We start from the raw sequence: 15761 nt of genomic DNA on the forward strand, positions 1-15761 counted from the left end.
CTCAGTCGTGGTGCTCGCGCACGCCGGCGAGCAGGAGGCTCAGGATGCCCCATGCGATCATGCCGAGCGCAAATACCTCGAAGATCGATTTGAGCCGCTTCGGCTCGATCGCGATGTCCGGCTTGTTCGGCTGGACGAGACGCTCCAGATAGAGCTGCTGGCGCTGGGCCTCGGCGCGCGCGGTTTCCATTGCCGCGAGGGCGGAGGCGAGCTGCTTGTCGGCGAACTGCGAATCCAGTTGCAGCCGCGTGTAGCTCGCCGCCTTGTTCGACAGCGAGTTCTTTCCGCCCGCGACGCCGCCCGTTGCTTCCTTGATCTGCTTCTCGAGCTCCGAGATGCTGTTCTTCAGGACCGAGATTTGCGGGTTCTGCGGCGAGATCAGTTGCAGTTGCCGGAGTTGCGTCTGCGCGGAGAAAAGTTGCGACTGCAGGCTCGTCACCTGTTGCAACTGCAGCGCGGACTGCTTTTCTGGATCGAACACGGCGTTCGAGTTTCGGTACGCGGCGAGCGCGACCGCCGCTTCCTTCGCCTTCGCGGCGGCTGCGTCGACTTGCCGCTGCGCGAAGCTTACGGTGTCCTTCGCGGCGCGCTCGTTCATCCGGTTGACGAGCTGCTCGCCCAGGTCGAGCAGCTCGGTGTTGATCTTCTGCGCGTCGTCCGCCGTGTAGCCGCGCACCTGCAGCGTCGCGATCCCCGAAGACGGCTCGAGATTCACGTTCACGATCCGCTTGCCGTAGTACTTCCACAGCGATTCGAAGCTGCCGTCGAGCGTTGCGTTGAAGTGGCCGATGATGTCGCCGCGCTTCGAGTACGCGTCGAGCACGTAGTTGTCGCGGTTCAGCGCCGCGAGCGCGTCGCGCGACTGGATGTAGTCGATGACGGGATACGTGTCGTCCTGTCCGCGGCCGAAACCCGTGCCCTGCAACAGCGCGCCGACGACGCTCGGCTGCGCCGCGCGCTGCGCGCTGCGCACGACGAAGCGCGATTCGGACACATAGATGTCGGAGGCGATGAGGCCGTAGTAGAGGGTCGCGACGAGAGTGGGGGCGGCCACCGTCAGAACGAAGAGCTTGTTGAGTCCCTTGAGTCGCCCGATGAGGTTCGTCCGCTTTCCGGCCGTCGGGGCCGAGGCGCTGCCAGATACGTTTTCCAACTTCCTTCCATCCAAGCTGATTGGCTCTTGGCGTTCTGTCAAAAGACTTACGTCATTCGCCTTTCGGCGCAAGAGCGATTTCGATCAAATGACGCGGTCACGCAACGCCATGGCATGAACGAGGGCATGTTCCGCCCATTCGAGCGCTCGCTGCAGCATTGAACCGCGCACGGACGACATTCGGCAAGCATGTTTCTGCTGCCGCCCAGGCTGGCGGGAAGCGGGTGGCCAAGGGGGCGGCTGATTATAGCCAGCGAGGGTGAAATGCGCCATCTCCGCGCCCTCTACGTCAGATTTGTGCAATAGCCCGTCGCCGGCTCGCGCCTTCTGTTTTGCTTTTTTTGGCGGAGTGCTATATTCATCGCTCCCAAGAAGAGAGTGGCCGAACCGCCTGCCGCAATATTTCAATATTCATAAAGTGTTCGTTCGAGGGGGAGAAAATATTTGCCCCTGGGCGACTCATTTCGCCGGTTGACATTTTTTCGATGCCTCGCTCATTTCTTGTGCTGCAAGGCACGGCTTCATCGTTTTTCAGCCGATTGTCCGAAGCATTGTCGACGCGGGGGCACGCGGTGCGCCGGGTCAATTTCTGCGGCGGCGATCTTTTGTATGGCGGGGCGGTCGCGGCCTGGGACTATCGGGACGAGCCCGACGCGTTGCCCGAGTGGTACTTGCAAGCAGTCCGAACGGAGGGAGTGACCGATGTAGTCATGTTCGGCGACTGTCGTGAAATCCATCGGCACATGCATCCGGTCGCGCATGCCTGCGGGCTGCGCACGCACGTGTTCGAGGAGGGCTACATCCGCCCGCACTGGCTGACGCTCGAACGGTACGGCGTCAACGGGCGCTCACGGCTGTCGCGCGATCCGGCCTGGTATCTCGAGCAGCGCGGCGCCACGCCGCCGAGCCAGCCGGGGCGGCCGACCGGTTACAACCTTTACGAGCGCGCGTTCCACGATATCCGGTATCGTAGTGCGAACGCGTTTTACGCAAGCCGCTTCCCGCATTACAGCAGCCATCGTCCGCGGAACGGCTTCGTCGAATATGCGGGACTCGCCGTGCGCGCGCTCCAGCAGAGCCGCCATCACGGCGAGGCGGAGAAGGTGGTGCGGGCGTTGCTCGAATCGAAATGCGCCTATTATTTTTTTCCGCTGCAACTGGGCTCGGACGCGCAGATCGTCGTCCATTCGCCGTTCGACGGCATCCGCGACGCGATCGAGCGGGTGATGCGCTCGTTTGCGCGGCATGCGCGTTCCGATGCCGTACTCGTCATCAAGAACCATCCGCTCGACACGGGATTGATCGATTATCGGCGCTTCGCGCGCAAGCTGGCGGCCGAGCTGGACATCGCGAAGCGCCTGCGCTTCATCGATGCCGGCCATTTGCCGACGCTGCTCGAGCATGCGGCGGGCGTTGTCGTCGTCAACAGCACGGTGGGGCTGTCGGCGCTGCATCATTGCCGTCCGCTGATCGCGCTCGGCAGCGCGGTATACGCGATGCCGGGGCTGACGTGGCAAGGCAGCCTCGAGGATTTCTGGACGCAGGCCGGACCGCCCGACATGACTCTGTACCAAGCGTTTCTCGACTACGTGATGCATCACACCCAGATCAACGGCGACTTCTACACGCGCACCGGCATCGAGATGGCGACGGCGGGCGCGCTCGAACGGCTCGAGGCGGCGCGTGACTAGCGCCGCGCCGCATCATGTCGTCGTCACGGGCGCGAGCGCGGGGCTTGGCGGCGCGCTCGCGCTCGCGTATGCGGCGCCGGGCGTCGTGCTCGGGCTTGTCGGGCGCGACGCGGCGCGGCTCGACGCATGCGCGCAGGCGTGCCGCGCGCGCGGGGCCGAGGTCGTCGTCGGGCAGTTCGACGTGCGCGACGCCGAGCGCGCACAGGCATGGCTCTGGGCGTTCGACGACGCGCATCCGATCGATCTGCTGATTGCGAACGCGGGCGTCGCGAGCACGCTCGCGTCCGCGTCCGACTGGGAAGAGCTCGAGCGCACGGCGAGCGTCGTCGACACCAATTTCTACGGCGCGCTGCACGCGGTGCTGCCGGCGGTTGCGCGGATGCGGCCGCGCGGCCGCGGCCGCATCGCGATGGTGAGCTCGCTCGCCGCGCTGCGCGGCATGGCGATCTCGCCCGCCTACTGCGCGAGCAAGGCGGCGATCAAGGCCTATGCCGATTCGGTTCGTCCGTTGCTGGCGCGCGACGGCGTCGGCATGTCGGTGATCCTGCCGGGCTTCGTGAAGACCGCGATGAGCGACGTGTTTCCGGGCGACAAGCCGTTCCTGTGGTCCGCCGACAGGGCGGCCGCCCACATTCGCGCGAAGCTCGCGGCCGGGCGCGCGGAGATCGCTTTTCCAGGGCTGCTCGCGCTCGGCATGCGCGTGCTGGCGTTCCTGCCCGCCGCGCTCGCTGATGCGATTCTCGGCAGGCTGTCGTATCTGCCGCGCAAGGAGCGCTAGCGTGAGCGGCGGGCTCGCGCTCATCTTCGCGATCGCGGCCGCGCTGTCGTTCGCCCTCGATGCGCTTGCGACGCCGCGCGCGCCGTGGCGCAGGCCGATCGCGGCCGCCGCGCTGCACGTGCTCGCGTTCGCGTTCGTCGCGAGCTGCGTGCTGCTCGTCACGGCGCGCGTGCTGTTCTCGGCATTCGTTGCCGTCGCGCTCGTCGGCCTGATGGCCGTCGTGAGCAACGCGAAGCACGAATCGCTGCGCGAGCCGTTCGTGTTCACGGATCTGAGCCTCTTCAGCCAGCTGTTCTCGCATCCGCGCCTGTATCTGCCGTTCCTGAGCGCGGGCAAGGTGGCCGCGATCGCGGCCGGCGTCGCGCTGCTCGCGGCCGGCTACGCGGCCGAGACGCCGCTCGCGCCGAGGCCGTTCGCTGCGGCGGCCGCCGCGGTTCTCGCGTGCTTCGCCTGCGGTTGCGCGCTCGCGAGACGCCTCGCGCTCACGCTCGACGCGAGCGCGGACCAGCGGCGCCACGGTTTCTTCGCGACGTTCGTCGCCTATTTGCTGAACGGGCTGCGGCCCGCGACGCTGCGCGCGTTCGAACGCGCGGCGGCGGCGAGCCCGTTCGCGGACGGCCGGGCCGCCGCGTTTCCCGATGTGATCGTGATCCAGAGCGAATCGTTTTTCGATGTGCGGCGTGCGGCCGCAGGCATCGAGCCGTCGCTCTTCGCGCATTTCGATCGCGCGCGACGCGAGTCGGCGTTTTACGGCGAGCTTGCGGTGCCCGCGTGGGGCGCCAACACGATGCGCACCGAATTCGCGATGCTGACGGGGCTCGCGTCCGAGCGGCTCGGCTATGCGCGCTTTTATCCGTACGCGTTCCTGCGCCGCGCGTGCGATTCGCTTGCCGGCTGGTTCCGGCGCGGCGGCTACCGGACGGTCGCGATCCATCCGTACTACGCGGATTTCTTCGGTCGCGACCGCGTGTTCCCGCTGATGCATTTCGAGCGTTTCCTCGACATCCGCCATTTCGCCGACGCGCCGCGCGCGGGCCCGTACGTCGCCGATGCGGCAGTCGCGGACGCGCTGATCGCCGAGCTCGACGCGCCGCGCGCGAAGCCGCTCTTCGCGTTCGCGATGACGATGGAGAACCACGGCCCGCTGCATCTGGAGGCGGTCGAGCCGGGCGAGTCGCGCGCGCGCCATGCGCTCGGCGACGGCGACGAATGGCGCGATTTGACGGTTTACTTGCGTCACGTCGCAAATGCAGATGCAATGATCGGGCGACTGCTCGAGCATCTGCGCGCTCGACGGCGCGACACGGTCGTGTGTTTCTACGGCGATCATGTCCCGGCGCTGCCGCATGTTTTCGGTAAGCTGGGCGTTGCGCCCGAGCGCAGCGACTACTTCATCTGGCGGAATTTCGGCGCGCCGGACGCCCGTCGACGCGATGCGCGTGTCGAAGAGCTCGGTCTGATCCTGCTTCGCGCGACCGAAGCGCAGGAGGCGAGCAGCCCCGCGGCGAATGCATCGGAAAAAACGACACAACGATGAATGTAAAGATTGCAATTGTTGGGATGGCGTGTCGCTTTCCCGGTGGCGTAGAGAATCCGGATGCGTTCTGGAAGCTGCTGTGCGACGAGCGCGACGCGGTCACCGAGGTGCCCGCCGAGCGGTTCGGCACGGACTTCTATCAGCATCCGTCGAAACGCGAGCCGGGTAAAAGCTACACGTTCGCCGCGGGCGTGCTGGACAATGTTGCCGGTTTCGATGCGGCGTTCTTCGGCATTTCGCCGCGCGAGGCGACGCAGATGGACCCGCAGCAGCGCCTGCTGCTCGAGCTCGCATGGGAAGCGTTCGAGGATGCGGGCGTGCGGCCCGCCGACATGCGCGGGCGCAACTGCGGCGTGTACGTGGGCGTCGCGAGCCCGGACTACGGCAATCGCAGCATGGACGACCTGAGCTCGGTCGATCCGTATTCGGCGACGGGCAACACGCTCAGCATCGCTTCGAACCGCGTGTCCTATCTGTTCGACCTGCGCGGGCCGAGCATGTCGATCGACACCGCGTGTTCGTCATCGCTCGTCGCGCTGCATCAGGCGATCCAGGCGCTGCAAGCGGGCGACGCGGAACTCGCGCTCGCGGGCGGCGTGAACCTGCTCGCGCATCCGTTCGGCTTCGTCAGCTTCTCGAAGGCGTCGATGCTGTCGCCGCGCGGCCGCTGCCGTGCGTTCGACGCGACGGGCGACGGCTACGTGCGCGCCGAAGGCGGCGCGTTCGTGCTGCTCAAGCCGCTCGAGCGCGCACTCGCCGACGGCGACACGATCCACGCGGTGATCGCCGGCTCCGGCGTGAACTCGGACGGTTATTCGCCGGGCGGCATCAGCGTGCCCGGCACCGCCACGCAGGCGGCGCTGCTGCGCGACGTGTACGAGCGCGCGGGCGTCGATCCGCTGTCGCTCGCGTATCTCGAGGCGCACGGCACGGGCACCGCGGTGGGCGATCCGATCGAGGCGCGCGCGCTGATCGAAGTCGCGGGCGCGCGCCGCCCCGCGCACGATCCGCTGCTGATCGGCTCGGTGAAGACCAATATCGGCCATCTCGAAACCGCATCCGGAATGGCGGGCCTCGTCAAGGCCGTGTGCTGCCTGAAACACCGCGCGGTGCCGCGTTCGCTGCACTTCGATACGCCGAATCCCAACATCGATTTCGCGGGCGGGCGGCTGCGCGTCGTCGATCGCCTGACGCCGCTCGATGCGCGCGGCGCGCCGCTTGCGATCGGCGTCAATTCGTTCGGCTTCGGCGGGACGAACGCGCACGTCGTGCTGATGGAAGCGCCCGCGCGGTGCGCTCGGGAAGCGGCGCACGCCGACGTCGATGCCGAAGACGAAGGCGCGCCGCCGCCGCTCGTGCTCACCGCGCGCGCGCCGCAGGCGCTCGCGGCGCTGGCCGCGCGCTATCTTCAGCGCATCGACGACGGTTGCGCATGGCGCGCGCTCGCTGCGAACGCGGTGCGGCGCAGGCAGTGGTTCGAAGAGCGCGCGGTCGTCGCGCCCGCGAGCGCCGCCGACGGCCGCGAGGCGCTCGCCGCGCTCGCGCAGGGCGCGGCGGCGCCCGCGTGCGTCGCGCGCGCGCATGCGGCCGAGGCCGATGCGCGGGTCGCGCTTCTCTTTTCCGGCAACGGCTCGCAATGGGCGGGAATGGGCCGGCAACTGTACGCGGAAGATGCGGTATTTCGCGCCGCGCTCGGCGAAGTCGACGCATGGTGGTGCGCGGACGGCAGCGCGTCGCTCGTCGACGTGATGTGCGCGGGGGCGAGCGCCGAATGGCTCGCCGCGACCGAACACGCGCAGCCGCTGCTGTTCGCGATCCAGGTCGGCATCGTGCGCGTGCTCGACGCACGCGGCGTGCGCTTCGACAGCGTTGCCGGCCACAGCGTCGGTGAGATCGCCGCCGCATGGGCGGCGGATGCGCTGTCGCTCGCGGACGCGGTGCGCGTGATCAAGATTCGCAGCCGCGCGCAGGCGCTGACCCGCGGCAGCGGGCGCATGGCCGCGGCGGGCATCGGCGAGGACGCCGCGCGCGCGCTGATCGCGCAGCTCGCGCTCGATGCGAGCGTCGAGATCGCCGGCATGAACAGTCCGCAGTCGGTGACGCTCGCGGGCCCGCTCGACGCGCTGCAGGCGATCGAGGCGGCGTTGCGCGCGAACGGCCAGTTTTTTCAGTTGCTCGATCTCGATTACGCATTCCACAGCCAGCAGATGGAGCGGATCAAGCCCGTCGTGCTCGAGCAGCTCGCGAACCTTGCGCCGAGCGCGGGCACGGGCGCATTCGTGTCGACGGTCACGGGCGGGCGCCTGGCGGGCGACGCGCTCGACGCGCACTACTGGTGGCGCAATATCCGCGAGCCGGTGCGCTTCGGCGACGCAATCGCATCGATCGCGGCCGAAGGCATTCGTCTGTTCATCGAAATATCGCCGCATTCGATCCTGCGCACGTACGTGAAGCAGACGCTCACGGCGATGAAGCTCGCCGGCACGGCGCTGCCGACGCTCAAGCGCCAGCAGGACGGCGCGCAGATGCTGCGCCAGACGATCGCCTCCGCGCTCGCGCACGGCGCGCGTATCGATCCCGACCGCTTCGCGCCCGATACGCCGCGCGTCGCGCTACCGACCTATCCGTGGCAGCGCGAGCGCTACTGGCTCGATCCGAGCCCCGAAGGCTACGATCTCGTCAATCGCCGCCGCGCGCATCCGCTGCTCGGCTACCGGCTGCGCGAGCATGCGTTCGCGTGGGAGAACCAGCTCGATCCCGCGCGCGTGCCGATGCTCGCCGATCACGTCGTCGACGGCGGCGTCACGTTTCCCGGCGCGGGCTATGTCGAGATGGCGCTCGCCGCCGCGTGCGCGTTCTTCGGCACATCGGATTGCGCGCTCGAGAATCTCGAGATTCGCGCGCCCGTCGTGTTTCAGCCGCAACAGGCGAAGCTGTTTCGCTTCACGATCGAGCCGCGCACCGCGTCGTTCAGGATCGAGACGCGCGAGCGGATGTCCGATGCGCCTTGGGTCGAGAATGTCGTCGGCCGGCTGCTCGCGAGCGGCAATACGCTCGATGCGTCCAGCGCCGCGTCATCCGAGACGCTCGCACGCCTCTACGCGCAGCCCGCGTCGAACGCCGACGCGCTGTACGACTGCGCAGCCGCGCTCGGCCTCGCATACGGCCCCGCATTTCGCTGGGTGCGCGCGCTGCGGATCGCGGGGGACGCGTCGCTCGCCGACGTCGCGGCGCCATCCGCATGCGGCGACGCCGCTGGGCTTGCCGCGTACCTGCTGCATCCGGCGCTGATGGACAGCGGCTTCCATCCGCTTTTCGCGCTGCTCGCGCAAGGCGGCCTCGACGCGCGCACGCAACGCGCCGCGTACGTGCCGGTGCGCATCGGCCGCGTCGATTTCCTGCGCGGCGACGTCGTCGCGCGCGTGCTCGCACGCATCGAGCGGCGCAATCCGCATTCGATCGTCGCGTCGTTCGATTTTCTCGACGCGGGCGGCGCGACCGTCGCGCGTCTCGCCGCGTGCCGGTTCCGCCGCGTCGATTTCGTCGGCCGCCGGTCGAATCCGCCCGCGCGTTTCGTCTACGCGCTCGATGCGAGGCCATTGCCTTCGGCATTCGACGCAAGCGCGCTGTCCGCGCCGGCGCGGCTTGTCGAGAGCGCGGCCGCGATGCTCGCGTCGCGCGAGGATCTCGCGCGACGCATGAGCCATCTGACCGAGATGCTGCCGCTCTTCGACGTGCTCGCGAGCGCATATGCGCTGCGCGCGCTCGATGCGATCGACGCGTTCCGGCAGCCGGTGCCGCCCGCCGACGAGCGCGCGGGGCTCGTCGCGCGTCTCGCGTCGATGCTCGTCGAGGATGGGCTCGCGCAATGGGCGGGCACGCGCCTCGTGCGCAACGACGCGGCGTGCGCGTCGCTGCCCGCGCTCGACGAGTTGTGGCGCGGCCTGCTCGCCGAATCGCCCGCGCATGTCGCGGAGCTCACGCTGCTCGCGCACTGCGGCGCGGCGCTGCCCGCCGTGCTGCGCGGCGAGACGGCCGCCGCGCAGGTGCTGTCGCCGACGGGCGCGAGTCTCGTCGATCACTTCCACGATGCATCGCCGACGTGGAGTCACGCGCACGGGCTGATCGAGGCGTGCATCGGGCAGGCGCTTGCCGCGTGGCGCGAGCCGCGCCGGCTGCGCGTGCTGGAGATCGGCGCGCCGGGCCGCGACGTGTTGCGCCCCGTCGGCGCCGCGCCGTGCGCCGCGCGCTGCGACTATACGATCGCCGGCACGCCGCAGCAGTTGGCGGGCTTCGACGCGGCCGCGCATCCTTCGGTGCAGACGGTCGCGCTGCAGGCGGGCGAGGGCGTCGCGATCGCGAACGACGACCACACGCCTTACGACCTCGTGCTGATCGATCGCGCGCTCGCCGCGCAGCAGGACCCGCTCGCATTCCTGAGCATCGTGTTCGAGCGGCTCGCGCCGGGCGGCATCGTCGTGCTCGCGGAGGCGCGCGGCAGCCGTTTCTCCGACATCGTGTTTTCGTTCGCGGCGGGCGCCGCGCAAGCCGCGCCGCTTGCGCCTGCGGAAATCCAGTCGCTGCTCGCGCATGCGGGATTTCGCGACGTCGCGCGCCATCTCGAGCAATCGCTCGATCTCGAGGGCGCGCCGACGCTCCTCGTCGCGCGCAAGCCCGCGGCGAAGTCGGGCGACGCGCGCGAGGCGCTCGACGGCGGCGTGTGGGACAGCCTGGATACCGCCGCGTACGCGCGGCGCTGGCTCGTCGCGACAGGCGACGACGGCGACGCGCGCTCGGCGCTCGCCGGCGCGCTCGCGAGCGCCGGCTGCTATGCGGAGGCCGTGTCGCTGCAGCGAATGGCCGAGATCGTCGCGCTCGCGTTGTCCGCGCAGCCGCATCACCTGGTGTTCGTCGCGCCTCATGCGCCGCCCGCCGACGATGCCGACGTCGACGGCGCCGCGATGATGCGCGCGCAGCGAACGGGCGTCGTCGCGCTCGCGCGGCTCGTTCGCGAGCTTAGCGTCGTCGGCGCGACGGCGAGCGTGCGGCTGTCGATCGTCACGCGCGGCGGCGCGCCGTTCGCGCTCGAGGCGCCGCTCGATCCGACGCACGCGGGCCTCTGGGGGCTCGGCCGCGTGCTCGCGAACGAGCATCCCGAATTGTCGTGCCGGCTGATCGACGTGCATCCCGACTGCGACGCGCCGCTCGACGCGCTCGTGCGCGAGCTGCTCGCCGACGACGCGGAGGAAGAGGTGCTGCTCACGCCGCGCGGGCGCTTCGTGCCGCGCATGTTGAGCGCCGCGCAGCGCGATGCGCGCGCGGCCGGCGCGACCGGCGAGCGGCCGCCGGCCGCGCTCGCGTTCGACGTGCCGGGATCGCTGCGCAATCTCGAATGGTTCGAGCAGCCCGCGCGCGAGCTCGAGCCCGACGAGGTCGAGATCGAGCCCGTCGCGACCGGCCTGAACTTCCGCGACGTGATGTACGCGATGGGATTGCTGTCCGACGAGGCGGTCGAAGCGGGCTTTGCCGGCGCGACGATCGGCATGGAGCTCGCGGGGCGCGTCATGCGCGTCGGCCGCGACGTCAGCGGCTTCGCTCCCGGCGACGCGGTGCTCGGCTTCGCGAGCGCGTCGTTCGCGACGCGCGTCGTGACGCGCGCGGCGGCTATCGCGCACAAGCCGTCACGGCTGTCGTTCGAGGAAGCGGCGACGATTCCGACCACCTTCTTCACCGCGTACTACGCGCTCGCCGAGCTCGCGCGGCTGCGCCGCGGCGAGCGCGTGCTCGTGCACGGCGCGGCGGGCGGCGTCGGCATCGCGACCGTCCAGCTCGCGCGCCACTTCGGCGCCGAAGTGTTCGCGACCGCGGGCAGCGACGAGAAGCGCGAGTTCGTGCGGCTCATCGGCGCCGATCACGTGCTCGATTCGCGCAGCCTGTCGTTTGCCGACGAGATCCTCGCGCTGACGAACGGCGAAGGCGTCGACATCGTGCTCAACTCGCTCGCGGGCGAGGCGATGGTGCGCAGCATCGACACGCTGCGCCCGTTCGGCCGCTTCCTCGAGCTCGGCAAGCGCGATTTCTACGAGAACAGCTACATCGGCCTGAGGCCGTTTCGCAACAACATCAGCTACTTCGGCATCGACGCAGACCAACTGATGGGCGTGCGCGCCGACCTGACCGCGCGCCTGTTCGGCGACGTGATCGCGCTCTTCGCCGAAGGCGCGTTGCATCCGCTGCCGTATCGCGCATTTGCGGCGGCGCGCGTCGAGGACGCGTTCCGCTGCATGCAGCAGGCGCGGCAGATCGGCAAGGTGCTCGTCACGTATCCGGCGGGCACGCCCGCGCCGACGCGCGGCGTCGCGCCCGAGCAGGCGCCGTCGCTGCGGCTCGATCCGGATGCCGCGTATCTCGTCGTCGGCGGCACGGGCGGGCTCGGCTTCGCGAGCGCGCGCTGGATGGTGTCGCGCGGCGCGCGGCATCTGACGCTCGCGAGCCGCGGCGGCGCGCTTGCGGAACCGCTGTGCGACGAAGTCGAGCGGTGGCGCAGCGAGCTCGGCGTCGCGACGCACGTCGTCGCGTGCGATGCGACCGATGCGGCGGCGCTCGCGCGCACGATGGGCGAGATCGACGCGCGCGGCACGCCGCTCAAGGGCGTGCTGCACTCGGCGATGCACATCGACGACGGGCTCGTGCGCAATCTCGACGACGAACGTTTTGCCGCGGTGCTCGCGCCGAAGGTCGCGGGTGCGTGGAACCTGCATCGCGCGACGCGCGAGCGCGCGCTCGACTTCTTCGTCGTCTATTCGTCGGCGACGACCTATCTCGGCAATCCAGGGCAGGCGAGCTACGTCGCCGCGAACAGCTTCGTCGAGGCGCTCGTCGAGCAGCGCCGCGAGGCGGGGCTGCCGGGCACGTTCATGGCGTGGGGGCCGCTCGAGGACGTCGGCTTTCTCGCACGCAACGCCGACACGCGCGAGGCGCTGCAGACGCGCATCGGCGGCGTGTCGATCACGTCCGGCGAGGCGCTCGCCGCGCTCGAGCGCGTGCTGCTCGCGGCGGACGCGGGCGAGGCCGTCGTGCGGCTCGACTGGCACGCAGTGTCGCGCGGGATGCCCGCGGCCGACGCGCGCCGCTACGCGCTGCTGCGCGCGCGCGGCGCGAACGAGCCCGCGCGCGACGGCGGCACGCGGTTGCGCGCGCATGTGGCGGCGCTCGCGCGCGACGAGGCGGTCGGGCTCGTCGAAGAGAATCTGCGCGCGCAGATCGCGCACATCCTGCATCTGTCGCCCGAGCGGATCGAGCTCGACAAGTCGGTGCTCGAGATGGGCATGGATTCGCTCATGGGGATGGAGCTCGGGATGGCGGTCGAGGAGACGTTCGAGGTCAAGCTGTCGGTGATGTCGATTGCGGACGGCGCGACCGTGCATTCGCTCGCGGGGCGGATCGTCGATATGATTTCGGGCCCGGCGGCCGGACAGCCGGGCGCGGGCGAGGGCGACGATGCGCGGCGCGCCGCGGTCGCCGCGCAGCATGCGCTCGACGGCGATGCGCGCCGGGCGCTGAATGTCGGCGACGGCAAGCCCGCCGACGCCGCGCCGGCCACGCCGAAAACGCTGGTGACCGCATGAGCGCGCCGGCCGGCTGGCAGGCGCGCGAAGGCACCCTCGCGCGCGAGCTCGCGCTGTCGGGCCACGGGCTGCACACCGGGCGGCGCGTGCGCGTGCGGATCGCGCCCGCCGACGGCGGCGCGCATGCGCGCGGCATCGTGTTCAGGCGCGTGTGGGACGGGCGCGTGCTCGCGACGCTCGCGGCCGGCCCGGCGCTGCGCCGCGCGCAGCCGCTTTGCACGATGCTGCGCAATGAGGATGGTGTCGGCGTGCGCACGGTCGAGCATCTGCTCGCGTCGCTGCTCGCGTGCGAGATCGATCACGCCATTGTCGAGCTCGATGCGGAAGAAGTGCCGATTTTGGACGGCAGCGCGCTGCCGTGGGTCGACGCGCTGCGCGCGTGCGGCCGCGTGGCGCTGCCGGCGCCGAAGCGCTTCATTCGCGTGCTGAAGCCCGTCGTCGTGACGGACGGCGACGGCGCCGCGCGCCGCGAGATGCGCGTCGAGCCCGCCGCGCGCTACGAGCTCAGCGTGCGCAATGATCTGAAAGGCTTTGGCGACATGCACTGGGGCGGCGTGCTCACGCCCGACGTGTTCGCCGCCGAGATCGCGCCGTCGCGCTCATACGGGCGAATCAAATGGGCGATTCCCGCGATCGTCGCCGGCTACTTGCGCGGCGTGCCGATCCTGCGCGGCGCGCGGCCGTCGTGCACCGCGTCGATCGTCGGCTCGCGTGTCGTCGGCGGCTTGCGGCAGCCGGACGAGTTCGTTCGCCACCGCGTGCTCGACCTGGTCGGCGATCTCGCGCTCGCCGGCGCGCCGCTGCTCGGCCGCGTATCGGCGTTCCGGCCGAGCCATGAGATGAACTTCCGGCTGATCGAGGCGCTGCTGTCTACCGCTGGCGCCTGGGAATGGGCCGAGTTCGTCGCGTAATATGTGAGCTTCATCGACAAAAACAGGCGACTTGTTCAGATGGGACTGGGTGATCACCTGCGCCAGCAACTCGCGGCGAAAGCACTGAAGCGGCAACTGGACCGCGTGTCCGACGACGGCGCCGCGCGTCGCGCGCCGCTTTCCGCCACTCTCCAGGCGACGGGCGATCCGCGCAGCTGGTTCGAGGCGATGCCGCAATACCAGCAGGTCAAGATCATCCGTGAGATGGGCGAGAAGCTGCGCGTCGAATCGCCGTTCTTTCGCGTGCACGAGGGCGTCGCCGGCGCGACGACGCACATCGGCGGGCGCGAATACCTGAACTACGCGAACTACAACTACCTGGGCCTCGCGGGCGACCCTGTCGTGTCGGCGCGCGCGAAGGAGGCGATCGATCGCTACGGCACGTCGGCGTCGGCGAGCCGGATGGTCGCGGGCGAGCGGCCCGTGCAGCGCGAGCTCGAGCGCGGCCTCGCGTCGTTCTACGAGACCGACGACTGCGTCGCGTTCGTGAGCGGCCACGCGACGAACGTGACCGTGATCGGCGCGCTGTTCGGCCCGGGCGACCTCGTCGTGCACGACGCGCTCGCGCACAACAGCATCGTGCAGGGCGCGCAGTTGAGCGGTGCGAAGCGGCTGAGCTTCGCGCACAACGACTGGCGCGCGCTCGACGCGCTGCTCGCGCGCGCGCGGCGCGAATACCGGCACGTGCTCGTCGCGATCGAGGGGCTCTACAGCATGGACGGCGATATGCCGGACCTCGCACGCTTCGTCGAGATCAAGCAGCGCTACGGTGCGTTCCTGATGGTCGACGAAGCGCATTCGCTCGGCGTGCTGGGCAAGCATGGCAAAGGCATCCGCGAGCACTGCGGCGTGCCGTCCGCCGACGTCGATCTGTGGATGGGAACGCTGAGCAAGGTGCTCGCCGGGTGCGGCGGCTTCATCGCCGGCTGCCAGCCGCTCATCGACATCCTGCGCCATCTCGCGCCGGGCTTCCTGTACAGCGTCGGGCTGTCGCCCGTGCTCGCGGCCGCGTCGCTCGCCGCGCTCGAGCGCATGCAGGCCGAGCCGCAGCGGATCGCGACGCTGCGCGAGCGCGGGCTGCAGTTCCTCACGCAGGCGCGCGAGGCCGGCCTCAACACGGGCACGAGCGAAGGTTACGCGGTCGTGCCCGTCATCACCGGCAGCTCGCTGAAGGCCGCGCAATGGGCGAACGCGCTCTTCGACGAAGGCATCAACGTGCAGCCGATCTTCTATCCGGCCGTCGAGGAGAAGGCCGCGCGGCTGCGCTTTTTCATCTGCTCGACGCACGAACCCGAGCAGATCGAGCGCACGATCGCGGCGCTCGTGCGGCTCGCGCGCTGATCGCGGCAATGGCGATTCCGCCCGTCGCCAGCGCGCTCCGCGCTTCGAGCGAAGCGGCGCCGCGCCCGTCGCCGTGGCGTTTTCGCGCGGCCGCCGCGAGCGACGCGCACGCGTGTGCGCCGCTCGTGTTCGAATCCGGCGTGCGCGAATTCGGCTATTTCCTCGGCGAGCCGCCCGCGCGATGCGTCGCGTTTCTTGCGTTCGCGTTCGCGTCGAAGCACGGGCGCTTTTCGTGGCGGCGACATCGCGTCGCGGTTGGCGAGGACGGTGGGGTGAGCGCGGTGCTCGCCGCGCACGACGGGCGCGCGACGGCTTTCGACGATCTGCACGTCGCGTGGATGCTGCTGCGCTTCTTCGGCGTCGCGCGCACGGTCCGGATGCTGTTGCGCGGGCTCGTGCTCGAAAGCGAGCTGCCTGCGCCGAAACGCTCGCAAACGCTGATCGCGCATTGCGCGACCGATGCGCGCGTGCGCGGCTGCGGCGCGTTCAGCGCGCTGTTCGACGATGCGATGCGCGGCGGTGTGCTGCGCGCGGAGCCGGGCAGGGAGGTCGTGCTCGACGTGCTGACGAGCAACGTGCGCGCCCGCTCGCTCTACGAGCGTCTCGGCTTCGTCGAGACGCCGCGCTCGCGGCCGCGGTCCGCGCGTCTGCCGCCCGAGCTCGCGTCGGTGAGGATGCGCTTCGGCGGCGCGCCGCGGTGA

8 protein-coding genes are annotated in these 15761 nt (G+C 69.9%); 7 read left to right on the forward strand and 1 reads right to left on the reverse strand.

Translation table 11 applies throughout. The features are described 5' to 3' along the window. Window position 1: 1 nt before the first annotated feature. Entirely contained in the window at window positions 2-1153 is a 1152-nt protein-coding gene (locus BTH_RS19010; protein WP_009889309.1) for a capsule polysaccharide export protein, read from the reverse strand. 485 nt (window positions 1154-1638) lie between these two features. Here BTH_RS19010 and BTH_RS19015 point away from each other — a divergent pair, with 485 nt between their 5' ends. From BTH_RS19015 to BTH_RS19045, 7 genes are read left to right on the forward strand one after another with little or no spacing between them, the layout of a single operon-like run. Beyond that, a complete protein-coding gene (locus tag BTH_RS19015; RefSeq protein WP_009889311.1) occupies window positions 1639-2844 on the forward strand; it encodes a capsule biosynthesis protein in 1206 nt (401 codons plus the stop codon). Then, on the forward strand, window positions 2837-3622 hold the full coding sequence (locus tag BTH_RS19020; RefSeq protein ID WP_009889312.1) for an SDR family NAD(P)-dependent oxidoreductase: 786 nt from the start codon (window positions 2837-2839) through the stop codon (window positions 3620-3622). Before BTH_RS19015 ends, BTH_RS19020 begins: the two co-directional genes overlap by 8 nt. A gap of 1 nt (window position 3623) precedes the next feature. Next, on the forward strand, window positions 3624-5159 hold the full coding sequence (locus BTH_RS19025; protein WP_009889313.1) for an LTA synthase family protein: 1536 nt from the start codon (window positions 3624-3626) through the stop codon (window positions 5157-5159). Continuing rightward, window positions 5156-12787 (forward strand): type I polyketide synthase, encoded by a 7632-nt coding sequence (locus BTH_RS19030; RefSeq protein WP_011402028.1) that lies wholly within the window; start codon window positions 5156-5158, stop codon window positions 12785-12787. The genes BTH_RS19025 and BTH_RS19030 overlap by 4 nt, the downstream gene beginning before the upstream one ends. Then, a complete protein-coding gene (locus BTH_RS19035; protein WP_009889317.1) occupies window positions 12784-13698 on the forward strand; it encodes a UDP-3-O-acyl N-acetylglycosamine deacetylase in 915 nt (304 codons plus the stop codon). Before BTH_RS19030 ends, BTH_RS19035 begins: the two co-directional genes overlap by 4 nt. A gap of 39 nt (window positions 13699-13737) precedes the next feature. After that, window positions 13738-15060, forward strand: a complete 1323-nt coding sequence (locus BTH_RS19040; RefSeq protein WP_009889319.1) for an aminotransferase class I/II-fold pyridoxal phosphate-dependent enzyme — start codon at window positions 13738-13740, stop codon at window positions 15058-15060. An 8-nt stretch (window positions 15061-15068) separates the two neighbouring features. Further along, a complete protein-coding gene (locus tag BTH_RS19045) occupies window positions 15069-15761 on the forward strand; it encodes a GNAT family N-acetyltransferase (protein ID WP_009889321.1) in 693 nt (230 codons plus the stop codon).

Origin of the sequence: Burkholderia thailandensis E264 (assembly GCF_000012365.1) — a bacterium.
In the GTDB taxonomy this organism is placed as follows: Bacteria; Pseudomonadota; Gammaproteobacteria; order Burkholderiales; family Burkholderiaceae; genus Burkholderia; species Burkholderia thailandensis.